This window comes from Pseudomonas sp. PLMAX (genome assembly GCF_046042685.1).
Lineage (GTDB): Bacteria > Pseudomonadota > Gammaproteobacteria > Pseudomonadales > Pseudomonadaceae > Aquipseudomonas > Aquipseudomonas putida_AE.
Genome location: NZ_CP064949.1, coordinates 4,534,844 through 4,560,472, shown reverse-complemented (window position 1 = coordinate 4,560,472; position 25,629 = coordinate 4,534,844). Strand labels below are relative to the sequence as shown.

General features: G+C 61.8%; 13 protein-coding genes and 1 pseudogene. 5 read left to right on the top strand and 9 right to left on the bottom strand.

The window, feature by feature from the left end; translation table 11 throughout:
• Window positions 1–403: 403 nt before the first annotated feature.
• Complete coding sequence (locus DKB71_RS20635) at window positions 404–1,462, bottom strand: IS110 family transposase (RefSeq protein ID WP_274078160.1); 1,059 nt, start codon at window positions 1,460–1,462, stop codon at window positions 404–406.
• A gap of 631 nt (window positions 1,463–2,093) precedes the next feature.
• Window positions 2,094–3,152, bottom strand: a complete 1,059-nt coding sequence (locus tag DKB71_RS20630) for an IS110 family transposase (RefSeq protein ID WP_274078160.1) — start codon at window positions 3,150–3,152, stop codon at window positions 2,094–2,096.
• Between the two features lie 645 nt (window positions 3,153–3,797).
• Between DKB71_RS20630 and DKB71_RS20625 the strand changes: the two are divergent.
• From DKB71_RS20625 to DKB71_RS20610, 4 genes and pseudogenes are all read left to right on the top strand, one after another.
• Window positions 3,798–4,101: pseudogene (locus DKB71_RS20625) on the top strand (AraC family transcriptional regulator); the annotation flags it as partial.
• 132 nt (window positions 4,102–4,233) lie between these two features.
• A complete protein-coding gene (locus DKB71_RS20620; protein ID WP_408597066.1) occupies window positions 4,234–7,044 on the top strand; it encodes an amino acid adenylation domain-containing protein in 2,811 nt (936 codons plus the stop codon).
• Window positions 7,045–7,141: 97 nt separating this feature from the next.
• Window positions 7,142–7,522, top strand: a complete 381-nt coding sequence (locus DKB71_RS20615; protein WP_408597064.1) for a RidA family protein — start codon at window positions 7,142–7,144, stop codon at window positions 7,520–7,522.
• A gap of 249 nt (window positions 7,523–7,771) precedes the next feature.
• Window positions 7,772–9,769 carry a peptidase U32 family protein gene (locus DKB71_RS20610; RefSeq protein ID WP_408597062.1) on the top strand — a complete coding sequence of 666 codons (1,998 nt, stop codon included), beginning with the start codon at window positions 7,772–7,774 and terminating at the stop codon, window positions 9,767–9,769.
• 61 nt (window positions 9,770–9,830) lie between these two features.
• Here the strand turns inward: DKB71_RS20610 and katG are convergent, their stop codons facing one another.
• From katG to lldD, 6 genes are all read right to left on the bottom strand, one after another.
• Complete coding sequence (gene katG, locus DKB71_RS20605; RefSeq protein ID WP_408597060.1) at window positions 9,831–12,083, bottom strand: catalase/peroxidase HPI; 2,253 nt, start codon at window positions 12,081–12,083, stop codon at window positions 9,831–9,833.
• Between the two features lie 1,697 nt (window positions 12,084–13,780).
• Complete coding sequence (locus DKB71_RS20600) at window positions 13,781–17,875, bottom strand: molybdopterin-dependent oxidoreductase (protein ID WP_408597058.1); 4,095 nt, start codon at window positions 17,873–17,875, stop codon at window positions 13,781–13,783.
• 343 nt (window positions 17,876–18,218) lie between these two features.
• Window positions 18,219–19,925 (bottom strand): amidase, encoded by a 1,707-nt coding sequence (locus tag DKB71_RS20595; protein WP_408597056.1) that lies wholly within the window; start codon window positions 19,923–19,925, stop codon window positions 18,219–18,221.
• Between the two features lie 84 nt (window positions 19,926–20,009).
• Entirely contained in the window at window positions 20,010–20,528 is a 519-nt protein-coding gene (locus tag DKB71_RS20590; RefSeq protein ID WP_274076222.1) for an HIT family protein, read from the bottom strand.
• A gap of 194 nt (window positions 20,529–20,722) precedes the next feature.
• The gene (locus tag DKB71_RS20585; protein WP_408597053.1) at window positions 20,723–21,490 is read right to left on the bottom strand and encodes a metallophosphoesterase; all 768 of its coding nucleotides are present in this window, start codon (window positions 21,488–21,490) and stop codon (window positions 20,723–20,725) included.
• 28 nt (window positions 21,491–21,518) lie between these two features.
• Window positions 21,519–22,664, bottom strand: coding sequence for an FMN-dependent L-lactate dehydrogenase LldD (gene lldD / locus DKB71_RS20580; RefSeq protein ID WP_274076224.1), 1,146 nt, complete (start codon window positions 22,662–22,664; stop codon window positions 21,519–21,521).
• Window positions 22,665–22,836: 172 nt separating this feature from the next.
• Here lldD and DKB71_RS20575 point away from each other — a divergent pair, with 172 nt between their 5' ends.
• The gene (locus DKB71_RS20575) at window positions 22,837–23,052 is read left to right on the top strand and encodes a hypothetical protein (RefSeq protein ID WP_046816415.1); all 216 of its coding nucleotides are present in this window, start codon (window positions 22,837–22,839) and stop codon (window positions 23,050–23,052) included.
• A gap of 10 nt (window positions 23,053–23,062) precedes the next feature.
• Here DKB71_RS20575 and DKB71_RS20570 read toward each other — a convergent pair whose 3' ends face one another.
• Window positions 23,063–23,275, bottom strand: coding sequence for a DUF4287 domain-containing protein (locus DKB71_RS20570; RefSeq protein ID WP_274076225.1), 213 nt, complete (start codon window positions 23,273–23,275; stop codon window positions 23,063–23,065).
• Window positions 23,276–25,629: the final 2,354 nt, after the last annotated feature.

Below are 25,629 nucleotides of genomic sequence, written 5' to 3'. Positions count from 1 at the left end.
GTGGCCGTTAGGCCGCCATCGCTGGCAAGCCAGCTCCTACAGGATTTGCGGGGGCATGTTGAATGGAGGCATTACGCGCATCTGTAGGAGCCGGCTTGATGGCGATGCGATGGTGGCCGTTACGCCGTCATCGCTGGCAAGCCAGCTCCTATGTATGGACTCGCCCCCACTGTCTACCCGCTTTTAAAAAACCGTCGCCCCGTTGCATCTATGTATAAGGCCTATTCGTGGAAGCCGTCTTCGGCTTCTGGCCAAAATTGGAAAAGCTCGTGGTATGCCGATTACATTCAGGCCTCGAAGGCCAGTAGGAGCTTAGGCATCAATCCACGCCGGTCTTACCTGGGGTCAATTTTTTTCAGCAAAGGGTCGGACAGTTGGTACCTCGGTGGCAGAACTCTGTCGCTCAGTGGCTCATCGTTGCCTGCTGGCCATCTCCGGCGTGGCGACGATAAGTCTGGTCATTCTGTAGAAGCACCCAGACGATTCGCAGGTTGCGGTTGGCTAGCCTGATCGCAGCTTCCTTACGACCCAACCGGCTCATCCAGTGCAACAAGCGGCGGTCATCGGGTTGCTGGGAATCAGGTCGTAGTTGTTGCAGCACCGCGTGGGCTCCTTGGATCATCAGGCTGCGTAAATAAGCATCACCTCGCTTGGTCATGTCCCCCAGCCGGATCTTTTCCCCGCTGCTGTGCTGGTCAGGCACCATGCCAAAGTACGCGGCAAACTTGCGGGCATTGGGAAATCGCTCAGGCTTGGTTTCCTTGGCCACCAGGGCCGTGGCGGTGACTGGTCCGATGCCGCGCACAGTCATCAGTCGCTTCGCCGTCATGTCGGCGTTGGCGGCCACTTCCAGGCGTCCCGTCAGTACGCTGATGCGCTCGCCCAAATGGCGCCACTCGGCCAGCAGTTCGTCGATCAGTTCACGCAGCAGGGCCGGCACCGGCTGGGTAGCATCTTCCAGCACCCGCGGAATTTTCTGGCTGATCGCAACATCGCCTTGCGCCAAGGCGACACCGTGCTCGAGCAGCAGGCCGCGCATCTGATTACTGACGGCCGTGCGCCGACGCACATAGCCCTGACGGGCGCGATGCAACGCCTGCATGGCCAGCGCCGCGACGCTTTTGACCGGTACTGCGCAGATTTTTTCATCGCGACCAGCCCGCAGAATCGCCAACGCATCGTTGCGATCATTTTTTGGCCCGCTGCGATGTTTGGCCACCAAACCGGCTGGAAGAATTCGCGCCGAATTACCTTGGTCTTGCAGTTGCCGGGCCCAGGCTTGAGCACCCGGACCGGTCTCCATCAAAACCACAACATGAGGCGGCAACTTTTGGAGAAACTCATAGAACGCCTCGCGCGACTTGATCCGTTGCTCGAAGCGCACCTGGCCGAGAACATCTTCACCGGCGACCTGAAAAACCTGCTTGGCCAGATCGACCGCCAAGGTTGTGCAGGCCGACAAATCGGTAGAAGACAGGGATTGATCAATCGAACTATGCTTTTTCATGGACTCGCCCTCGCTGCCGTTGGCTGTTTAGACTGCCACCGTGGCGCATTGACGCCTCGGCTGGGGCGAGTCCATCCAATTACAGGGATTTGTGGTGTGGTCAGAATTGTACCGTCTGCCTGAGCATCTGCGCCGCCGGCGTATCCACCGGGCTGACCATCGCATGTTTACCTGGAAGCCGCCGGTGGCGTGGCCAGTTCGCTGGACATCTTCTACAAACGCGATTTCTAAACCGCCATGCAACCCTGTAGGAGCTGGCTTGCCAGCGAAAGCGGTGGATCAGGCAGCATCGTTTTTGACGGGAAGGATGCCTTCGCTGGCAAGCCAGCTCCTATGTATGGACTCGCCCCCACTGTCTACCCGCTTTTAAAAAACCGTCGCCCCGTTGCATCTATGTATAAGGCCTATTCGTGGAAGCCGTCTTCGGCTTCTGGCCAAAATTGGAAAAGCTCGTGGTATGCCGATTACATTCAGGCCTCGAAGGCCAGTAGGAGCTTAGGCATCAATCCACGCCGGTCTTACCTGGGGTCAATTTTTTTCAGCAAAGGGTCGGACAGTTGGTACCTCGGTGGCAGAACTCTGTCGCTCAGTGGCTCATCGTTGCCTGCTGGCCATCTCCGGCGTGGCGACGATAAGTCTGGTCATTCTGTAGAAGCACCCAGACGATTCGCAGGTTGCGGTTGGCTAGCCTGATCGCAGCTTCCTTACGACCCAACCGGCTCATCCAGTGCAACAAGCGGCGGTCATCGGGTTGCTGGGAATCAGGTCGTAGTTGTTGCAGCACCGCGTGGGCTCCTTGGATCATCAGGCTGCGTAAATAAGCATCACCTCGCTTGGTCATGTCCCCCAGCCGGATCTTTTCCCCGCTGCTGTGCTGGTCAGGCACCATGCCAAAGTACGCGGCAAACTTGCGGGCATTGGGAAATCGCTCAGGCTTGGTTTCCTTGGCCACCAGGGCCGTGGCGGTGACTGGTCCGATGCCGCGCACAGTCATCAGTCGCTTCGCCGTCATGTCGGCGTTGGCGGCCACTTCCAGGCGTCCCGTCAGTACGCTGATGCGCTCGCCCAAATGGCGCCACTCGGCCAGCAGTTCGTCGATCAGTTCACGCAGCAGGGCCGGCACCGGCTGGGTAGCATCTTCCAGCACCCGCGGAATTTTCTGGCTGATCGCAACATCGCCTTGCGCCAAGGCGACACCGTGCTCGAGCAGCAGGCCGCGCATCTGATTACTGACGGCCGTGCGCCGACGCACATAGCCCTGACGGGCGCGATGCAACGCCTGCATGGCCAGCGCCGCGACGCTTTTGACCGGTACTGCGCAGATTTTTTCATCGCGACCAGCCCGCAGAATCGCCAACGCATCGTTGCGATCATTTTTTGGCCCGCTGCGATGTTTGGCCACCAAACCGGCTGGAAGAATTCGCGCCGAATTACCTTGGTCTTGCAGTTGCCGGGCCCAGGCTTGAGCACCCGGACCGGTCTCCATCAAAACCACAACATGAGGCGGCAACTTTTGGAGAAACTCATAGAACGCCTCGCGCGACTTGATCCGTTGCTCGAAGCGCACCTGGCCGAGAACATCTTCACCGGCGACCTGAAAAACCTGCTTGGCCAGATCGACCGCCAAGGTTGTGCAGGCCGACAAATCGGTAGAAGACAGGGATTGATCAATCGAACTATGCTTTTTCATGGACTCGCCCTCGCTGTCGTTGGCTGTTTAGACTGCCACCGTGGCGCATTGACGCCTCGGCTGGGGCGAGTCCATCCAATTACAGGATTTGTGAATGCTGTTGGATTTGTGGCATGACACACATCTGTAGGAGCCGGCTTGCTGGCGATGCGATGGTGGCCGTGACGCCGTCATAGCTGGCAAGCCAGCTCCTACAGGATTTGCGGGGAGCATGTTGAATGGGGCATTACGCGCATCTGTAGGAGCCGGCTTGCTGGCGATGCGATGGTGGCCGTGACGCCGCCATCGCTGGCAAGCCAGCTCCTACAGGATTTGTGAATGCTGTTGGATTTGTGGCATGACACACGTCTGTAGGAGCCGGCTTGCTGGCGATGCGATGGTGGCCGTGACGCCGCCATCGCTGGCAAGCCAGCTCCTACAGGATTTGTGAATGCTGTTGGATTTGTGGCATGACACACATCTGTAGGAGCCGGCTTGCTGGCGATGCGATGGTGGCCGTTACGCCGCCATCGCTAGCCGCCAGCAACAAGGTGGTTCAACCGTCGATAGCCGGAAAATCGATATCGGTCAGGGCGACGTTGTTCAGGTAGTTGGTCAGCGATCCTGTTGTTGCGCCACATCCTGAGCAGTCGCGATCAGCAGCCGGGCATGATGGCCGGCCTGGCCGATCCACGCCTGGCGCGCCCTTTGAACCAAATGCACGAAGCGCCCGGCAAGGCCTGGAGCGTGGCCGAACTGGCGGTGGCGGCCAACATGTCCAGGGCCAGTTTCGCCGAACACTTCAAACGGGTGGTCGGGCAAGCCCCGATGGATCGCCGAAGAGGTCGGTTATGAAAGCCCTTCGGCACTGGCCCGGGCGTTTCGCCGCAAGACCGGGGTCAGTCCCCGGCAGTGGAGAGGATAACGCGGCCGGCGTATGTTGGCCGGCGCACTGGCGGGCCACGGCAGCTGTGCTAGCTTCTTGGGGGGGAATCTCTGGTTTGCCAGCGTCCCGTCGTGTCTACCTCGTACAGGCCCTGGGGAGTCGATCAATAATATGCAGGATGCGCGCCCAAACCCGACGCTGGACCTGGAGTATTGTGTCGAACGTCCGATTTTCATGGACTTCCTGCAGCACGCCGGACGCACGCCCGATGCCGTGGCGGTGGTTTCCCAACACGCCACGTGCAGCTACGGCGAACTGGAAGCGATCAGCCAGCGCCTGGCGGGCTTTCTGCTTGAACAGGGCGCGAGGCCATCCGACCGGGTGGTGATCGTCTCCGGGCGCTGTGCGGGGCTGGTCTACGCCATGCTCGGTGCCTCGCGCGCCGGCTTGACCTTCACCGTTGCCGACATGGCCTATCCCCGTGCGCGCATCGAGCAGATCATCCATGTGCTCGAGCCGAGTTTTGTACTCGTTTGCGGCGAGGCCGCGTTCGAGCTCGATCCCCGGCGATCATCCGCGATACGCTTGGTCAATATCCCTGAAATGCCCGGCGACGTGCTGAAGGCCTTCGCCGTCGAGCCAAGGGGCTTGCCAGAGGTCAATCCTGGAGACCCGGCCTATATCACCTTCACCTCGGGCAGTACCGGCGAGCCGAAGGGGATTGTCACCCATCACTCGCCCCTGGTGCATTTCATCGAATGGCATAGCCAGCGACATTCGTTGACCAGGGACAGTTGCTTTTCCCTGCTGTCAGGGCTGGGTCACGATCCGGTCTACAGGGACGTGTTCACGCCGCTGTCCATTGGCGCAAAGGTCGTGATCCCGGCCCAGTCGACCGTTATCGATCCAGCCGCATTGGCCAAATGGATACACCAGCACGGGATCTCCGTCATTCACCTCACGCCGCCCTTGGGCAAACTCATTGAAACCGGGGCGAAGATCAGTGGCTTGCAGTTCGATGACCTGCGCTACCTGTTCTGGGGCGGGGATGCCTTGAGCAACACCCTGTACCAGCAAATCTGCGCCATCGCCCCCAACGCCATCAGCGTCAACTTCTACGGCACGACCGAAACGCCCCAGGCGATGGCTTACCATCAGATCGATCCTGCGCTCGACAATTCAAGGATCCCGCTGGGCAAAGGTATCGAAGGCGCGCAACTGTTGCTGGTCAATGAGGCCGATCGGCTGGTCGGCGAAGGCGAAGTCGGGGAGATCCTGATACGCAGCCCGTATCTGTCCCTGGGTTACTACGGTGATGCAGCGCTGACCAAGGAAAAGTTCGTGGTCAACCCCTTTACCCGGGCCGAGGGTGACATCTGCTATCGAACCGGCGACCTGGGCACTTATCTGGCCGATGGCAGTGTCATGTTCCGGGGGCGCGGCGACAGCCAGGTGAAGATTCGCGGTCATCGCATCGAGCTCGCTGAAATCGAAGGTGCGATCTCCAGGCATCCGCGGATCAAACAGTGCGTGGTGCTGGCCGACAACGACCGTTCGAACGTGAAGCTGGTGGCCTGCTGCGTTGCAGCCAAGCCGGTTGCAGCGGTTGAACTGCGTGAGCAGGTGGGGCAGGCGCTGCCCGACTACATGGTGCCGGCGTTGTTCGTGTTCGTGGAGTCCATTCCACTGACGCCCAACGGCAAGATTGACAAGCTGGCATTGCAGGCGCTGGTCGATAGCCAGGCGGCCCCCGTCAATGCCAGCCAGGACCTGTCGCCGCTGGCGCTCAAGTTGTCCCAGGCATGGGCGGAAATTCTTGAAGTGCCGCGCATCGATCCGCAGTTGACGTTCGTTGAACTGGGCGGGGATTCACTCTCGTTCGTGCAGGCTTCCATGGTGCTGGAAGAGCTGATCGGCCATCTGCCCGATCAATGGGAAATGATCCCGGTCGTTGAATTGTGTGAACTGGCCAGCGACACCAAGACCTCGCGGTTTTCGATCCGGGCCATGGAAGTGCCGGTGTTTTTACGCGTGGTGTCCATCGTGTTGATTGTGATGGGGCATTTCAATGTGTATTCACCGTGGCCGGTGTTCGGCGAAACCATGGCCCTGTTCCTGATTTCCGGGGTCAGCCTGGCCAGGTTTCAGTTCAAGGCCATCAATGAGTACGGGAGCGTGCGCACGCTGGTGAAGTCCGTTGCCAGTATCGCGGTGCCAACGATCCTGTACACGGTGTTGGTGCAACTGCTGTTCGACAAAGTGCATTGGCAATCACTGTTGCTGATTTCCAATTGGTTTACAGCGGATAGCGTCGGTGTCTTCACCTATTGGTACATAGAACTGCTGGTGCAGATGCTGGTGATCATCGGGTTCGCGCTGTCGTTCGAGCGCGTGAGAAACATCATCAGTGCAGACCCGTTTCGTTGTTTTGTCATCGCGTCATGCGTGTTGGCGGTGGCTGACGTGCTGATCAGTCTCTATGTGTTCGATGCGAGCGCGCTGTTCAATCGGGTGCCACAGCATTACCTGGCGATCATGGTGCTCGGCATGGCCATTCACAGTGCCAGTACGACCACCCAGAAGTGGATCGTCAGTGCCGTTGCCGTCCTGGTGGTGGGTTGGCAGGACATAGTGGCCATGTTGGGGTATGGACCGTTCGCCGGCGAGATCTGGAGCCATTTCGATATCGCCCTGCCTGCCGCGCTCCTGGTGATCTGGGTCCGGTCCATTCCCGTACCCGGTCTGATGGCGCGGGGCATGGCGTTGATTGCCTCCTCGACCCTGTATATCTACTTGACGCACTTCCAGTTCCTGTCGGTGGCCCGGCGCCTCGGCGATTATCCGCTGCTCGCGGTAGTGCTCGCTGTCGTCGGTGGCGTGGCGGTGGCGTATGTCTGGAACAAGGTGGTGCGCTGGGTGATGATGCGCGGCAATGGCGACGGCAAGAAGCGTGGTGCGGATAAAATCGAGCGGGTGGCGTGACGGTTCCGTAAACTGGCGGCGCAACAGGCGTTGCGCCGTGCATGCCGCTGCTGACATGCGCGCGCCGCCGACTTACCACCTCAAGCAAGAGACCCCCATGGCAAACCAAGACCTGACCTTCGTTCCCGATCCCGATGCGGACTCCATTTCCTCAGACGTCGCCGGTTTCGCCGGCATGCTGGTCTCCACCCAGATTCCGACCCGTGCCGATGGCAGCCTTGAACTGGGCGATATCACCCTGCAAAGCGAGTGCACCCTGCAAGCGCTGAAAGTGGCGCTGGAGCGCGCCGGCAGCTCCATGGGCCGGGTGCTGCACCTGACCATCTACCTCACCGACATGGCCGACCGCGCCGCGTTCAACGAGGTCTACAAGCGCTTCTTCGCCAAACCGTGGCCGGTGCGCGCTGCGGTGGGCGTGGCGTCGTTGGCGGTTGAAGGGATGCGCGTGGAAGTCACCGCAATGGCCGCCAAAGCCTGATCTCAAGTGGACGCATTCCCCTGTAGGAGCTGGCTTGTCGGGTCGCCGCATCGCAGCGAAGAGGCCCGAAAGAGCAACGCAATACTCAAGGCCGCCTTCGCTGGCAAGCCAGCTCCTACAAGGGGTTTTTGGTACGCGCAGCTGCATCTTCGCACCCGGAAGCCGCCACCTGGCAGTACACGGGTGCCCCTCAGGCATTTCATCGCTACAATGCGCGCCTCGACCGTGACAGCCTGACTAAAAAATATTATGTCCCTGCCCAAACATCACCTGGAATTGCTCAGCCCCGCCCGTGACGTGGCGATCGCCCGCGAGGCCATCCTGCATGGCGCCGATGCCGTATACCTCGGCGGCCCGAGCTTCGGCGCCCGGCATAACGCCTGCAACGAGGTGAGCGATATCGCCGCCCTGGTGGAGTTCGCCCATCGCTACCACGCCCGGGTATTCACCACCATCAACACCATCCTGCACGACAACGAACTGGAGCCGGCCCGCAAGCTGATCCACGAACTGTACGATGCCGGTGTCGATGCGCTGATCGTCCAGGACCTGGGCGTGATGGAACTGGACATCCCGCCGATCGAGCTGCATGCCAGCACCCAGACCGACATCCGCACCCTGGAGCGGGCGAAGTTCCTCGACCAGGCCGGTTTCTCGCAACTGGTACTGGCCCGCGAGCTGAACCTGCAGGAAATTAGCGCCATCGCCGACGAAACCGACGCGGCGATCGAGTTCTTCATCCACGGTGCGCTGTGCGTGGCGTTCTCCGGCCAGTGCAACATTTCCCACGCCCACACCGGCCGCAGCGCCAACCGCGGCGACTGCTCCCAGGCCTGCCGCCTGCCGTATACCCTCAAGGACGAGAAGGGCGGGGTGATCGCCTACGAGAAGCACCTGCTGTCGATGAAGGACAACAACCAGAGCGCCAACATCCGCGCCCTGGTGGAAGCTGGCGTGCGCTCGTTCAAGATCGAAGGGCGCTACAAGGACATGGGCTACGTGAAGAACATCACCGCCTATTACCGCCAGCGCCTGGACGCCGTGCTCGAAGACCGCCCGGACCTGGCCCGCGCGTCCAGCGGCCGCACCGCGCATTTCTTCCTGCCCGATCCGGACAAGACCTTCCACCGTGGCAGCACCGACTACTTCGTCAGCGAGCGCAAGATCGACATCGGCGCCTTCGACTCGCCGACCTTCACCGGCCTGCCGGTGGGCGTGGTGGAAAAAGTCGGCAAGCGCGATCTGCTGGTGGTCACCCACGAGCCGCTGTCCAACGGTGACGGCCTCAACGTCCTGGTCAAGCGTGAAGTGGTGGGCTGGCGGACCAACATCGCCGAGCCAAAAGGTGAATTCGAAGAAGACGGCGAGAAACGCTATCGCTACCGCGTCGAGCCGAACGAGATGCCCAAGGGCTTGCACCAGTTGCGCCCGAATCACCCGTTGAGCCGCAACCTGGATCACAACTGGGCCCAGGCGCTGCAAAAGACCTCCGCCGAGCGCCGGATCGGTCTTTCCTGGGTGGCACACCTGCGTGAAGAGCGCCTGGAACTGATTGCCACCAGCGAAGAGGGCATCAGCGCCAGTGTGGCCCTGGACGGTCCGTTCGGCGTGGCCAACAAGCCGGAGCAGGCCCTGGAGCAGCTGCACGATCTGCTCGGCCAACTGGGCACCACCGAGTACCACGCCACCAACATCAAGCTGGACGCGCCGCAGGCGTTCTTCATTCCCAACTCGCAGCTCAAGGCCTTGCGCCGCGAAGTGATCGAAGCACTCACCGTGGCGCGCATCGCGGCCCATCCACGGGGTGGCCGTAAAGCCGAGACCACACCGCCACCGGTGTACCCGGAATCGCACCTGTCGTTCCTGGCCAACGTCTACAACCAGAAGGCCCGCGACTTCTATCACCGTCACGGGGTCAAGCTGATCGATGCGGCCTACGAGGCCCATGAAGAGACGGGCGAAGTACCGGTGATGATCACCAAGCACTGCCTGCGGTTCTCCTTCAACCTGTGCCCCAAGCAGGCAAAGGGCGTGACGGGCGTGCGCACCAAGGTCGCGCCGATGCAGTTGATCCACGGCGACGAAGTGCTCACGTTGAAATTCGACTGCAAGCCTTGCGAAATGCACGTGATCGGCAAGATGAAGGGGCACATCCTCGATCTGCCGCAACCGGGCAGCGTGCAACAGGTCGTCGGGCACATCAGCCCCGAAGACCTGCTCAAGACCATCCACCGCGCGCCCCACTGAGTGATCGGCGAGCGCGCAGTCAAAGGCTGCGCGCTCGCCAACTCACCCCTCGCAGTTCAGCTCACTTCAGGTCGAAGCGGTCAAGGTTCATCACCTTGGTCCAGGCCGCCACGAAGTCCTTGATGAACTTCTCCTCGCCATTACTGGCATAGAACTCCGACAGCGCGCGCAATTGCGAGTTGGAGCCGAAGACCAGGTCGACTCGGGTGCCCGTCCACTTTTTCTGGCCGGTCTTGCGATCGCTCGCTTCAAACTCTTCCTGGGCGTCCGACACCGGTTTCCACTCCACGCCCATGTCCAGCAGGTTGGTGAAGAAGTCGGTGGTCAGTGCCTCGGGCCGCGTGGTGAAGACGCCGTGGGAGGTGTTTCCGGCGTTGGTCTTGAGCACGCGCAGACCGCCGATCAGCACGGTCATTTCCGGCGCGGTCAGGGTCAGCAACTGCGCCTTGTCGATCAACAGCGACTCAGCCGATACGCTGTACCTGCCCTTGAGGTAATTGCGGAAGCCATCGGCGATCGGTTCGAGAAAACCGAACGACTCGACATCGGTCTGTTCCTGGGAAGCGTCCATGCGCCCGGGCGTGAACGGCACCGTGATCGTGTGCCCGGCATTTTTCGCGGCTTGTTCAACACCTGCACAGCCGGCGAGGACGATCAGGTCGGCGAGGGAGATTTTCTTGCCACCGGCGTTGAACTCCTGCTGGATACCCTCGAGTTTCGCCAGCACGTTCCCCAGTTGGTCGGGCTGGTTGGCCTGCCAGAACTTCTGTGGGGCCAGGCGCAAACGTCCGCCGTTGGCACCGCCGCGTTTGTCCGAACCGCGGAAGGTGGAAGCCGCCGCCCACGCCGTCGAGACCAGTTGCGAGACCGAGAGGCCCGAGGCCAGCAGCTTGCTTTTCAGGGCCGCGACGTCACTGTCGTCGACCAGTGGATGATCGACGGCAGGAATCGGGTCTTGCCACAGCAGTTCTTCATTAGGCATTTCCGGGCCGAGGTAGCGTGAGAGCGGGCCCATGTCGCGGTGGATCAGCTTGTACCAGGCACGGGCGAAGGCGTCGGCCAGTTGATCGGGGTTCTCCAGGAAACGCCGGGAAATTGGCTCGTAGATCGGGTCGAAGCGCAGCGCCAGGTCGGTGGTCAGCATGGTTGGATTACGGCGTTTTGACGGGTCGTGCGCGTCGGGGATGATCCCGGCACCGGCACCGTTTTTCGGCGTCCATTGGTGGGCGCCCGCGGGGCTCTTGGTCAGTTCCCATTCGAAGCCGAACACGTTTTCGAGAAAGTTGTTGCTCCACTGGGTCGGCGTGGTGGTCCAGGTCACTTCCAGGCCGCTGGTTATGGTGTCCGGGCCTTTGCCGCTGCCGAATTTGTTCCTCCAGCCCAGACCCTGTTCTTCCAGGCCAGCCGCTTCGGGCTCGGGACCCACGTTGTCGGCGGGGCCGGCGCCATGGGTCTTGCCGAACGCGTGACCGCCGGCGATCAGCGCCACGGTTTCCTCATCGTTCATGGCCATGCGGCCGAAGGTTTCACGGATGTCCTTGCCGGCGGCCACCGGGTCCGGGTTGCCTTCCGGGCCTTCCGGGTTCACATAGATCAGGCCCATTTGCACGGCCGCCAGAGGGTTTTCCAGGTTGCGGCCCTGATCGGTACGGCTCTCCTCGTTTTTCCCAGGTTCCGCAACGAGCGGGCCTTCGCCGGGTTCCTGCACGGGTTTTTGCGCCTTGTCGTAGCGCACGTCACCGCCCAGCCATTTGTTTTCCGAGCCCCAGTAGACATCCTCGTCCGGTTCCCAGACGTCAGGCCGGCCGCCGGAAAAGCCGAAGGTCTTGAAGCCCATGGATTCCAGCGCGACGTTACCGGTCAGGACGATCAGGTCGGCCCAGGAAATCTTGTCGCCATACTTTTGCTTGATCGGCCACAGCAGGCGGCGGGCCTTGTCCAGGCTGACGTTGTCCGGCCAACTGTTGAGCGGTGCAAAACGCTGCTGGCCAGAGCCGGCGCCGCCACGGCCATCGCCGGTACGGTAGGTGCCGGCGGAGTGCCAGGCCATGCGCACGAACAGCGGGCCGTAGTGACCGAAATCCGCCGGCCACCAGTCTTGCGAGTCGGTCATCAGGGCAGTGAGGTCACGCTTGAGCGCGGCAAAATCCAGGGACTTGAATGCCTCGGCATACTTGAAGCCCTCGTCCGTGGGGGTGGATAGGGACGAGTGCTGGTGCAGGATCTTCAGATTAAGCTGGTTCGGCCACCAATCGCGGTTCGTCGTGCCACCACCAGCGGCGTGATTGAACGGGCATTTCGTTTCAGTTCCCATCTGTGAGCTACCTTTGGTCGTGTTCATTCAGCCATCGTCCCGGTTGAGGTCCGATAGCGGTGAGTGAAATCAATGACTCAGGCTGTTGGCCCAGCAAGTCGATCAACTGATCATCGTGGCCAAACGGGCATCGCGGCACTGGCAAGCGAGTAACCAACGCGATGACCCAGGTATGCCTAGTCGGTTTCTGACTCCTGCTTTATCTTCTTATCAGGTCTGGGCCGGCCAGACCGCACCGGCGCTAGTTAAGGCTAGACCGCCCTTGGGCAGACGGCTAATAGCTGGAGTATTTGTAGTCGATAGGTGGAATCTTTCAAGGCGCCTGAAAATTACGCCTCGAAATGTTTCCTATGAAGGCGTCAGTGGCGTATCGCCAGCGAAGAGGCCCAAGATACCAGCGCAATACCCAAGACCGCCTTCGCCGGCAAGCCGGGCTCCTACAATGTTGTGTGTTGGGCATGAATCCGTGGTCGTCCTCGGACCTGTAGGCGCTGGCTTGCCAGCGAAGAGGCCCGAAAGACCAGCGCAATATTCAAGACTGCCTTCGCCGGCAAGCCGGGCTCCTACACTGTTTTGTGTTGGGCATGAATCCGTGGTTTTCCGCGGACCTGTAGGAGCTGGCTTGCCAGCGATGGCGATCTGACGGGCGCCTTCGCCGGCAAGCCGGGCTCCTACAATGTTGTGTGTTGGGCACGAATCCGTGGTTTTCCACGGACCTGTAGGAGCTGGCTTGCCAGCGAAGAGGCCCGAAAAAACAGCGCAATACTCAAGGCAGCCTTCGCCGGCAAGCCGGGCTCCTACAATGTTTTGTGTTGGGCATGGAACCGTGGTCGTCCTCGGACCTGTAGGAGCTGGCTTGCCAGCGAAGAGGCCCAAGAGACCAGCGCAATATTCAAGACCGCCTTCGCCGGCAAGCCGGGCTCCTACAATGTTGTGTGTTGGGCATGAATCCGTGGTTTTCCACAGACCTGTAGGCGCTGGCTTGCCAGCGAAGAGGCCCGAAAAAACAGCGCAATACTCAAGGCCGCCTTCGCCGGCAAGCCGGGCTCCTACAATGTTTTGTGTTGGGCATGAATCCGTGGTTTTCCACGGACCTGTAGGAGCTGGCTTGCCAGCGAATAGGCCCGAAAGAGCAGTGCAATACCCAAGACCGCCTTCGCCGGCAAGCCGGGCTCCTACAATGTTGTGTGTTGGGCATGAATCCGTGGTTTTCCGCGGACCTGTAGGAGCTGGCTTGCCAGCGAAGAGGCCCGAAAAAACAGCGCAATACTCAAGACCGCCTTCGCCGGCAAGCCGGGCTCCTACAATGTTTTGTGTTGGGCATGAATCCGTGGTTTTCCACCGACCTGTAGGAGCTGGCTTGCCAGCGAAGAGGCCCGAAAGACCAGCGCAATACTCAAGGCCGCCTTCGCCGGCAAGCCGGGCTCCTACAATGTTGTGTGTTGGACATGAATCCGTGGTTTTCCACGGACCTGTAGGAGCTGGCTTGCCAGCGAAGAGGCCCGAAAGACCAGCGCAATATTCAAGACCGCCTTCGCCGGCAAGCCGGGCTCCTACAATGTTTTGTGTTGGGCATGAATCCGTGGTTTTCCACGGACCTGTAGGAGCTGGCTTGCCTGCGAAGAGGCCCGAAAAAACAGCGCAATACTCAAGGCCGCCTTCGCCGGCAAGACGGGCTCCTACAATGTTCCAACCACTCAATAGACATCCCGCAAATAACGCTTCTGCTCACTCATCTGGCGCCAATAATCAGCGGCGTCTTGCGGATCCAGTCCACCATGTCGTTGCGCGACCTGGCGCAAGGCCTGATCGACGTCCCTGGCCATGCAGCTGGCATCGCCGCAGATGTACAACCGGGCGCCGTCCTGCAGCCAGCGCCAGAGTTCGACGCCTTGTTCGCGGATGCGGTCCTGTACGTAGATCTTCTCCGCCTGGTCACGGGAAAACGCCAGGCTCAGGTGCGTCAGCAGGCCATCGTGCTGCATGCCTTGCAGTTCATCGCGGTAATAGAAATCGCTGGCGGCGTGCTGTTCGCCGAAGAACAGCCAGTTTTTGCCCTGGTCGCCCCGCGCGCGGCGCTCTTGCAGGAAGGCGCGAAAGGGTGCGACGCCGGTCCCGGGGCCGATCATGATCATCGGTACATCACCGTCGCTGGGCACGCGAAAATGTTTCGACGGCTGGACGAAAACCGGTACCTCGGCGTCCTGCGCGCGGTCGGCGAGAAAGGTCGAGGACACGCCCTTGCGTTTGCCGTAGCGCACCGCGGCCACGGTGAGATGGACTTCCCGGGGATGCGCCTTGGCGCTCGACGCAATGGAATACAGGCGCGGTTGCAGGCGTTTGAAGGTGCCCAGCAGCTCGTTCGCCGAGCAGTCGAGCGGATACTCCTGCAGCACGTCCGCCAGTTGCCGTCCCCACAACCATTCTTTCAGCTCAGCCTTGCGGTCACTGCCCAGCAGCTGTTTCAAGCCTGGGTTGGCGCTGCGCTCGGCGATGAAGGCCAGGGTGTCGCTGTTGGGCCGGGCGATTTCAAAGTGTTCGGTCAGGGCCTGACGCAACGACACCTCGCCGAATTTATCGATACTCACCGGCGCCTCGGCCTTCAACCGGGTCAGGTCGAGCAACTCGTCGACCAGTTCAGGACAGTTGCGCGGATGGACGCCCAGCGCATCGCCCGCCTCATAGCCCAGTCCCGAATCCGCCAGGTCCAGGGAAAACATCCGTGTTTCCTTGTGCGGGCTCTGGTTGTTGAGGTGAAGATTGACCAGCAGCCGCGAGGCATGGGGCTTGGCCTTGGCGGGTGTTTCGGCGGGGCTGGCGGCACCGTGCGTCTCGACAGTGTCCGCAGGCTCGGGCCTGAGGGTCTTCTGCAATTGCGCCAGCCAGGTATCGGCGCGCTCTTCGAATTCGGTGTCGCAGTCGACCCGTTCCAGCAGGCGGGTTGCGCCCAGTTCCTGCAGGCGCTGGTCAAGTTGCCTGCCGTGCCGGCAGAACTGGTCGTAGGCCGGATCGCCCAGGGCCAGTACGGCAAAGCGCAGCGATTCCAGACGTGTCTGGGTGGTGCTGAGGGTGTGCCAAAAACCTTCGCCGTTGTCCGGCGGGTCACCATCGCCGAATGTGCTGCTGATCAGGGCCAGGTTCTGCGTGCTGGTCAACTTGCTGGCCGGAAAATCGGCCATCGCGCTCAGCTCCACGGCGAAGCCGCCGTCGCGCAGGCGCGCGGCCAAACGTTCGGCCAGGGTTTCGGCATTGCCGGTTTGCGAGGCCCAGAGCAATGTCACGGCGGGTGCGTTGGCGGCGGCTGGGGTTTCAACCTGGTTGCCCAGCGCAACGCCCGCATCGACCCGGCTGAACAACCCACCCAGAAGCCCGTCCAGCCACAGCCGCGTCTCGGTGGCCAGCGGCGCGCCGGGCGGCAGCACCGGCACACCAGGCGCCTGGCGACCGGCGGGGGATTGCAGGCCACTGAGAAAACCGGCCAGGTAAGTGCGTTCGCTGTCGTTCAATGTCGGGGAGGGCAGGCGACGGATGCCCGCCAGATCAGCGAAGGTCTCGATGCTCGACATGGCGAGTTCCTCTGGCAAGGGGGAGGGGGCGACGGCGGCAGGCGCTGGAGTTTGCAGGAACTGATGGTCGATCAGTTCGACCCGTTGCAGGGCGACCGCACAGAATTTGAATTCCGGCTGCTGCGATATCGGGTCGACGGCATCGTTGGTCACGGCATTGATCGCCAGGTTTTCGCCAAACACATCGTTCCAGTGAAAAGGCGCAAAACAATTGCCCTGGCGCACGCGGTCGGTCAGCACCGCCGGCAACACCGCGCGACCGCGCACGGAACGTACTTCGACCGGGTCCTTGTCCTTGATGCCCAACGCACTGGCATCCTCGGGATGGATTTCGACGAAGGGGCCCGGGTTGAGCTTGTTCAGGGTCGCCACCTTGCCGGTCTTGGTCAGGGTGTGCCACTGGTGCTGCAAGCGCCCGGTGTTGAGCACGAAGGGAAAGGCTTCATCGGGCATTTCTACCGGCGCCATGTGCGGCCGGGCGAGGAAGATGCCTTTGCCGCGCTCGGTGGCAAACACGATCGCCGGCTGGTGGCCATCGGCTTCGACCTTGAGCGTCTGGCTCACGCCGTTGTTGAGGTAGCGAATCGGATTGCGCTGCGGGGCAGCCTCGGACGCGCAGGGCCATTGCAGCGGTTGGTCGCGCAGGCGCGGGTAGCTGGCGCCGCGAATGTCGTAGCCGGTCCTGGGATTCCAGGCACGCTTGATCTCTTCGAACACTTCCTCGGCAGCGCTGTAGGTGAACCCGTCGGCGAAGCCCATCGCGCAGGCCACCCGGGCGATGATCTGCCAGTCGGGCAGCGTCTCGCCCGGGGCCTCCACGGCTTTTTGCATCAGCGTCAGGTTGCGCTCGGAGTTGATCATCACGCCCTCTGCCTCGGCCCAGAGCGCGCCGGGCAGGAGGATGTCGGCGTAACGGTTGGTCTCGGTGTCGAGGTAGGCGTCCTGGGTGATCACCAGTTCGGCCGCTTGCAGGCCGTCGATGACTTTCTGGCGGTTGGGGCCCGACGCGACCGGGTTGGTGCAGATGATCCAGCAGGCCTTGATCTTGCCTGCGCTCATGTCTTCGAACAGGCCCACGGTGCCGCCGCCAACGTTGCGCGGCAGGCTGTCGCGCGGGATGCGCCACAGGTCCTCGATGAATGTCCGGTCCGCCTCCACCAGCGCCGAACGCTGGCCGGGCAGGCCTGGCCCCATGTAGCCCATCTCGCGGCCGCCCATGGCATTGGGTTGCCCGGTCAGGGAAAACGGCCCGCTGCCCGGCCGGCAGATCGCCCCGGTGGCCAGGTGCAGGTTACACAGGGCGTTGGTGTTCCAAGTGCCGTGGGTACTTTGGTTCAGGCCCATGGTCCAGCAGCTCATCCATTCGGCGGCTTCGCCGATCCATGACGCAGCCTTTCGAATATCCGCCTCGGGCAGGCCGGTGATTTGCGCGACCGTGGCGGGAGGATAGTCCTCGAGGAATTCGGGCATGGCTTCCCAGCCTTCGGTGAACGCGGCGATGAAGGTCGGGTCGGTATGGCCGTTTTTCACCAGCAGGTGCAGCAAGCCATTGAGCAAGGCCAGGTCGGTCCCTGGCTTGATCGGCAGGAACAGGTCGGCTTTGTCCGCGGTGGCGCTGCGCCGTGGATCGACCACGATCAGCTTCGCCCCGGCCTTGACCCGGTCCAGCATGCGCAGGAACAGGATCGGGTGACAGTCGGCCATGTTGGCGCCGATGACGAAAAACAAATCAGCATGATCGAAGTCCTGGTACGAACCCGGAGGGCCGTCAGAACCGAGGGACAGCTTGTAGCCGCTGCCGGCGCTGGCCATGCACAGGCGGGAATTGGACTCGATGTTGTTGGTGCGAACAAAACCCTTGGCCAGCTTGTTGATCAGGTATTGGGCTTCCAGGGACATTTGCCCGGACACGTAGAACGACAATGCATCGGGACCATGGCGGTCGAGGGTGTCGCGCAACCGGCTGGCCGTCTCGCTGATGGCCTTGTCCATGGCGATGCGCACCGGGTCGCGCTGGCGTTCCTGGCGCAGGTAGGCATGCTCCATCCGCCCCGACTCGGCGATGGCCTGGCCGCAGGTGGTGCCTTTGGTGCAGAGCCGGCCGGCGTTGGTCGGGTGGGCCTTGTCGCCGCTGACCTTGACGACCCGGTTGTTTTCCACCTGCATGACGATGCCGCAGCCCACACCACAATAGGGACACACACTGCGTACGGTTTTACTTGCCATCCTCGCCCCTCGAATCTCTTGCCGGCCGTTACCGATGCCGGAAACAAAAAAGGCGCCATGCGGCCCACCGTCATAAAAAACGGGGGACACACGGCGCCTTTGTCGTATGCATGCAATCAGCGTTGACTGCAGGGTTGAGATGTACCTAGCAAGTCACGCGCCAGAAATGCCTTTCAGGCCGTGATCGTTGTCGATACGTGGGCGGGCAAGGGGAGATCGTCGAGCGTCGGTGCAAATGAACGCTGCACCCTGCACTTTTATAAAGCGCCACCTGCACCCGGTTGCACCAGACGGTGGCGGTGGCGGGACTGGCACCTGCAGCGCGCCAATCCCGCCCGCGCTGTCACTTGCCCAGCGCTGGGGTGCGCGGCGGGATCAAGCGCTTGGAACCGGTGGCCTCGAACGCCGAGGCCAGGCGCAGCAGGGTCGAGTCGTCATAGGCGCGACCGGCAAAGGTCAGCCCCACGGGCATGCCGATGTCCGGCATGACCCCCATCGGCACGGTGACCGTCGGCACCCCCAGATGGCGTATCGCGAGGTTGCCGTTGGCCACCCAGACGCCGTTGCTCCAGGCGATATCTGCCGCTGCCGGGTCGACATCGGCATTGGCCGGGCCGACGTCGGCGACGGTCGGGAAAATCACCGCATCGAGCCCCAGCCGATCCATCCACTGCTCGAGATCGATCTGGCGCGTCTGTTCAAGGCCGCGCAGGCCGTCCGGCACCGTCGGGATCTGGTCCCACGGGGTGATGCCGCGCTCAGCCATGCGCACGTACTCGTCCATGCCGGCGGCAAGGTCGCCCTCGCGGTTGGGCAGGGTGCCCGGGTCATGGGGGAAAATCAGCGGTCCGTCGACATCCACCAGGCGGTTCAACTGTGGATCGCCGTTGGCCTGCAGGAAATCATCGAAGGCCCATGCCGTCAGGCCCCACAACTCGTGATGCAGGAACTCCTTGGACACGATTCCGCGATTGAACACGGTCGGCGCACCGGGACGATCGCCCTCGCAGTTGGAGACCAGCGGGAAATCCACCTCGATGACTTCGGCGCCGGCGGCTTGCAAGGCCTGGCGGGCCTGCTCCCACAACCCGATCACCGAAGGCCGGGTGTGGATGCGCTGCCCGGTCGGGCCGCCGATGCCCGGGGCCTCGCTGGTGCCGGCTTCCGGATCGGCGTTGATGTACATGCGCGGAACGCCCAGGCGCTTGCCAGCCAGGGCCGCGGCGTTGGCGGCCAGGTCCTGGTAGGAAGCGGGGCGCACCGAGGCGACAGATGGAATCGGCACCCAGGGTTGCAGGCGCCACAGGTCGCCGCGGGTGTCGGGGTCTTCGGCCACCACCACGTCGAGCACCTCGAGCAGGTCCGCCATGGTCCGGGCGAACGGCACGACGACGTCCATGGTCGGCGTCAACGGCCAGTTGCCGCGCACCGAGATCACCCCGCGTGAAGGCGTGTAGGCGCACAAGCCATTGTTGGAGGCCGGGCCACGACCGCTCGACCAGGTTTCTTCAGCCAGGCCGAAGGCGGCAAAGCTGGCGGCGGTGGCGGTTCCGGCACCGTTCGACGAGCCGGAGGCGAAGGGGGCGGTGAGGTAGTCGGCGTTGTACGGGCTTTCTGCGCGGCCGTAGACGCCGCGCTGCATGCCGCCGTTGGCCATCGGCGGCATATTGGTCTTGCCCAGGCAGATGGCGCCGGCGGCGCGCAGCCGTTCGATAGTGAAGGCATCGCGACAGGCGACCAGGTCCTTGAAGGCCGGGCTGCCGGAGGCTGCTGTCAGCCCCTTGACCAGATAACTGTCCTTGGCCGTGTAGGGAATGCCATCGAGCGGGCCCAGGGCCTGGCCCTTGGCGCGCCGGGCATCGCTGGCCTGGGCCTCTTGCAACGCTTCGGGGTTGCGCACCACGACCGCATTGAGCGCGGTGGGCGTCTGGGGCGTGTCGTAGGCATCGATCCGCGCGAGATAGGCCTGGACCAGTTCAACGGCGGTGGTCTGGCCGGATTCGAGCGCAGCGCGCAGTTGGGCTATGGAAACTTCGGTGACTTCGATCATGCGGTGACTGCCGGCTGTTGATGGGGGATGCGCGGGTTGAGGCATCCGGGTACGCCCGTCATGTTAGCACCGCGATCGCCGATGTCAGCTGCCGGCTTGAACAAGCAGGCGCTGGCTCGCCGGACTGAAGGCGGTGCGCAAGCGCTCGATGACCCGGTCGATCGAAGGGCCTTCAATGGCCGGTGGTTGCGGGCTCTCGCCGAACTCACGCCAGATGAACAGGGTCATCTCCGCGCCATCGGTCAGCGTGTGTGCGCTGGCGCTGTCGCCGAAGTTTTCCAGCAGCCGATAGCGCTCATCCTGCCAGAACAGGTCCTCGACCCACGGGTACACCGGGATGTAATGGAAATGGATGGGGAAGCGCGGATCGTGGCCGAATCGGCTGATGTAGAGCCACTTGGGCTGCAACTCCGCTTGCAGGGTTTTCTGCACCCTGGCGAGCAGCCCGCCCATCTCGGCCAGGGCCTGCTCGGGAAGGTCGGACAATGAATTGGCGTTGTGCCGGGTGCCCAGGACCAGATAGCCGGGGAGCGCCGAAGACATGTGGTGGTTGAGGATCCAGTGGGCGGTTTCATGGATGATGAAACGGGGTGCTATGTCCATGGGTCAATGTCCGTTGGCGACGCTGCCAAAAGGGGCGGGTGGGTTGGCCTCGACTGATTCTAAATCCAGCAAAGCTCCGTGGGATACGCTTTTTGCGCTGGTGCCATGAGCGCGGGCAATGTAGGGGCAAATCCTGCCGCCGACCACCAGACCTGGGTGTAGCAGGTTAACGCTTTGGTATGAAGCCGGGGGGTTCACAGGTCCAGGTCAATCACATGGGCGGCCTCGAACTGAGCGTTTTCATTGATGCCGTTCCTGGCATAGCCCCGGGCGTTGCACACGACCCGGGTGTTGCCGATACGGTAATCGAAGCTGCCATGGGTATGGCCATGCAACCAGAGTGCCGGCTGCCACGCCTTGATCTGCTCTTCGAGGTCTGAAACGAAACTTGCGTTGATCGGCGAGTCGGTGAAAGCCGGGCTGATGCTCGAGCGGGTCGGTGCGAAATGCGATATCACCACCGTCGGGATATTCCGGTCGGCGGCAAAACAGTCTTCCAGCCAGGCGACCGTCTGCAGGAAAATCAGTTGGGAAATCGCCGGGGTGAACAGATCTGGAAAATCAGGCGCAACCCTGATGCGGCTGAAGTCGCGGATCAGACTCGTGGCCATGTCGATTCCCTGGGCCCGATCTTCGGCTTGATCAAAAAGACGGTAGTCGGACCACAGGGTACAACCGAGGAACCGTACGCCGTTGTGGACGTGCGCCGTACGTTCCAGCACGTGGATCGATGTGCCTTGGGACAAGCGGTGCAGTTGCTCGTAGGTCGAGATCAGGTCGCTGCCGTAGAATTCGTGATTGCCCGCCACGTACAGCACCGGTGTCGGGCATGCCCTGGCCCACTCGATGGCGGCGGCCGGCCGGGAGATGTCGCCGGCCAGGACCACGATATCTGCCTCCACCGCCGGGAACGGCAGGGCATCGACGGACAAATGGATATCGGAAAGCAGGGCGATGCGCATGGAACGGTTCCTGGCAGTGGGGTGCTATTTACTTGAGGGGATGACGCACCAGGATCGATTCGTCGATCTGGTCGATGGAGGTGACCCCCGTCAAGGTCATGGCCACGCGCATTTCCTTGGCGAAGATATCCAGCATGTTTTCCACCCCGCGTTGACCGTCGGCCGCCAGGGCATAGGCCATGGAGCGTCCAAGCAGTACCCCTTTGGCTCCCAGTGCCAACATGCGCACCACATCCAGCCCCGAGCGGATCCCCGAGTCGACCAGCACCTTGAGGTCATTGCCCACCGCTTGCATGATTGGCGGCAGGGCTTGGGCCGTGGAGAGCACGCCATCCAGCTGCCGGCCGCCGTGGTTGGAAACGATGATACCGTCGGCGCCAAAACTGACCGCATCCCTGGCGTCCTCGGGATCGAGAATGCCCTTGATGATCATCGGGCCCTTCCAGAAATCACGAATCCACTCCAGGTCGCTCCAGCTGATCGACGGGTCGAAGTTGTTGGCCAGCCAGCCGATGTAATCTTCGAGCGTAACGGCCTTGCCCAGATACTTCGAGACATTGCCCAGGTCATGGGGCCGCCCCATGAGGCCGACGTTGAAGGCCCAGTCGGGCCGGGTGATGGCCTGCAACATTCGCCGCGACGATGCATAGGGACCGGACATGCCCGAATGGGCGTCGCGATAGCGGGCGCCGGGCGTCGGCATGTCGACCGTGAACACCAGGTTCTGCACGCCGGCGGCCTTGGCGCGTTCCAGCGCGTTTCTCATGAACCCGCGGTCCTTGAGCACATACAGTTGAAACCAGATGGGCTGTTGAGTGTTCGCGCGGACCTCTTCGATCGAGCACACCGACACGGTGGACAGGCACAGCGGGATGCCTTTGTTTTCGGCGGCCTTGACCGCCTGCACTTCGCCACGGCGGGCGAACATGCCCGTCAGCCCTACCGGCGCCAATACGATGGGCATCGACAGGCGTTGATCGAACAGGGTGGTTTCCAGGCTCAATGCTTCGACGTTCTTGAGGATGCGTTGGCGCAGGCTGACGTCTGCCAGATCGGCGCTGTTGGCCCTCAGCGTGTGCTCGGCATAGGCTCCGCCATCGATGTAGTCGAACAGGAAACGCGGGAGCTTGCGACGGGCTGCCTCGCGATAGTCGGATGCGGACGAAATGATCATATTGCCGATGCCTTGAGCTGATGGGGGACGGTGACGCCTGTCGAGCTTGAGGGCAGATTAGCCCATGCAATTGCAACTCTGTTGAAAAGCCGTGCAAACCTTTGGTGGCTGCAACATGGACGAAACATAACGCGCCTATGATCCGCCTCAACCAAAACCGAGGGAGCGACCCATGAACAGGCCATCAAGAAGCATCCGCAAACTGCTCGACTCCGTGGCCTCCAACAACGAGGGCGCGGCGCTGGATGTGATGCGCGCCGCTGAACAGCTCAAGGACGAGGTACTGCGCCAACGCTTGCTCAACCTGATTCATCGGCTCAACCAGGACGCCATCGACTTGCGCATTGCCCGTGACGAGATCCAGGGTGGCGCTATCAAGCTTGCGTGACGGGCTTGCTTCAACCTGCGTGAGCCAGGTAATAGGCAACCAGAGCATTGGCGTGGCCATGACCCAGGCCATGCTCGGTCTTGAGCCAGGCGACCATTTCCATGTGCTTCTTGTTGCTGACGGTCTTGAGCAAGTCCAGCCAGTGGCTGACCGGGTGCCCGTACTTTTTTTCGATGGAAGGGAAGTACGAGGCGGGTCCTTTGGTTTTTGTATCTTCAGTCACGTTGCAAACTCCATTTTTGCTGGGTGATCAGGAGAGCCGGGAAATGCTCCCGACGCAGCATCGGTAACGGTACTTTTTAGCCTGTGCTGAATCCGCCGTCCACTCCTGGTATCGCATCACAGCAATCGCGGCCTGACAGCCGATCCATCTCTCACGGCCGAATCGGATCTACTGTAGGAGCTGGCTTGCCAGCGATGGCGGCACCAAGGCCACCATCGCATCGCCAGCAAGCCGGCTCCTACAGATGCGCGCAATGCCACACATTCATCATGGCCCCACAAATCCTGTAGGAGCTGGCTTGCCGGCGATAGCGGTGTAACGGCCACCATCGCATCGCCAGCAAGCCGGCTCCTACAGATGCGCGCAATGCCACACATTCATCATGGCCCCACAAATCCTGTAGGAGCTGGCTTGCCGGCGATGGCGGTGTAACGGCCACCATCGCATCGCCAGCAAGCCGGCTCCTACAGATGCGCGCAATGCCACACATTCATCATGGCCCCACAAATCCTGTAGGAGCTGGCTTGCCGGCGATAGCGGTGTAACGGCCACCATCGCATCGCCAGCAAGCCGGCTCCTACAGATGCGCGCAATGCCACACATTCATCATGGCCCCACAAATCCTGTAGGAGCTGGCTTGCCGGCGATGGCGGTGTAACGGCCACCATCGCATCGCCAGCAAGCCGGCTCCTACAGATGCGCGCAATGCCACACATTCATCATGGCCCCACAAATCCTGTAGGAGCTGGCTTGCCGGCGATAGCGGTGTAACGGCCACCATCGCATCGCCAGCAAGCCGGCTCCTACAGATGCGCGCAATGCCACACATTCATCATGGCCCCACAAATCCTGTAGGAGCTGGCTTGCCGGCGATGGCGGTGTAACGGCCACCATCGCATCGCCAGCAAGCCGGCTCCTACAGATGCGCGCAATGCCACACATTCATCATGGCCCCACAAATCCTGTAGGAGCTGGCTTGCCGGCGATAGCGGTGTAACGGCCACCATCGCATCGCCAGCAAGCCGGCTCCTACAGATGCGCGCAATGCCACACATTCATCATGGCCCCACAAATCCTGTAGGAGCTGGCTTGCCGGCGATGGCGGTGTAACGGCCACCATCGCATCGCCAGCAAGCCGGCTCCTACAGATGCGCGCAATGCCACACATTCATCATGGCCCCACAAATCCTGTAGGAGCTGGCTTGCCGGCGATAGCGGTGTAACGGCCACCATCGCATCGCCAGCAAGCCGGCTCCTACAGATGCGCGCAATGCCACACATTCATCATGGCCCCACAAATCCTGTAGGAGCTGGCTTGCCGGCGATGGCGGTGTAACGGCCACCATCGCATCGCCAGCAAGCCGGCTCCTACAGATGCGCGCAATGCCACACATTCATCATGGCCCCACAAATCCTGTAGGAGCTGGCTTGCCGGCGATAGCGGTGTAACGGCCACCATCGCATCGCCAGCAAGCCGGCTCCTACAGATGCGCGCAATGCCACACATTCATCATGGCCCCACAAATCCTGTAGGAGCTGGCTTGCCGGCGATGGCGGTGTAACGGCCACCATCGCATCGCCAGCAAGCCGGCTCCTACAGATGCGCGCAATGCCACACATTCATCATGGCCCCACAAATCCTGTAGGAGCTGGCTTGCCGGCGATAGCGGTGTAACGGCCACCATCGCATCGCCAGCAAGCCGGCTCCTACAGATGCGCGCAATGCCACACATTCATCATGGCCCCACAAATCCTGTAGGAGCTGGCTTGCCGGCGATGGCGGTGTAACGGCCACCATCGCATCGCCAGCAAGCCGGCTCCTACAGATGCGCGCAATGCCACACATTCATCATGGCCCCACAAATCCTGTAGGAGCTGGCTTGCCGGCGATGGCGGTGTAACGGCCACCATCGCATCGCCAGCAAGCCGGCTCCTACAGATGCGCGCAATGCCACACATTCATCATGGCCCCACAAATCCTGTAGGAGCTGGCTTGCCGGCGATGGCGGTGTAACGGCCACCATCGCATCGCCAGCAAGCCGGCTCCTACAGATGCGCGTAACGCTACACATTCATCATGGCCCCACAAATCCTGTAGGAGCTGGCTTGCCGGCGATAGCGGTGTAACGGCCACCATCGCATCGCCAGCAAGCCGGCTCCTACAGATGCGCGCAATGCCACACATTCATCATGGCCCCACAAATCCTGTAGGAGCTGGCTTGCCGGCGATGGCGGTGTAACGGCCACCATCGCATCGCCAGCAAGCCGGCTCCTACAGATGCGCGCAATGCCACACATTCATCATGGCCCCACAAATCCTGTAGGAGCTGGCTTGCCGGCGATAGCGGTGTAAC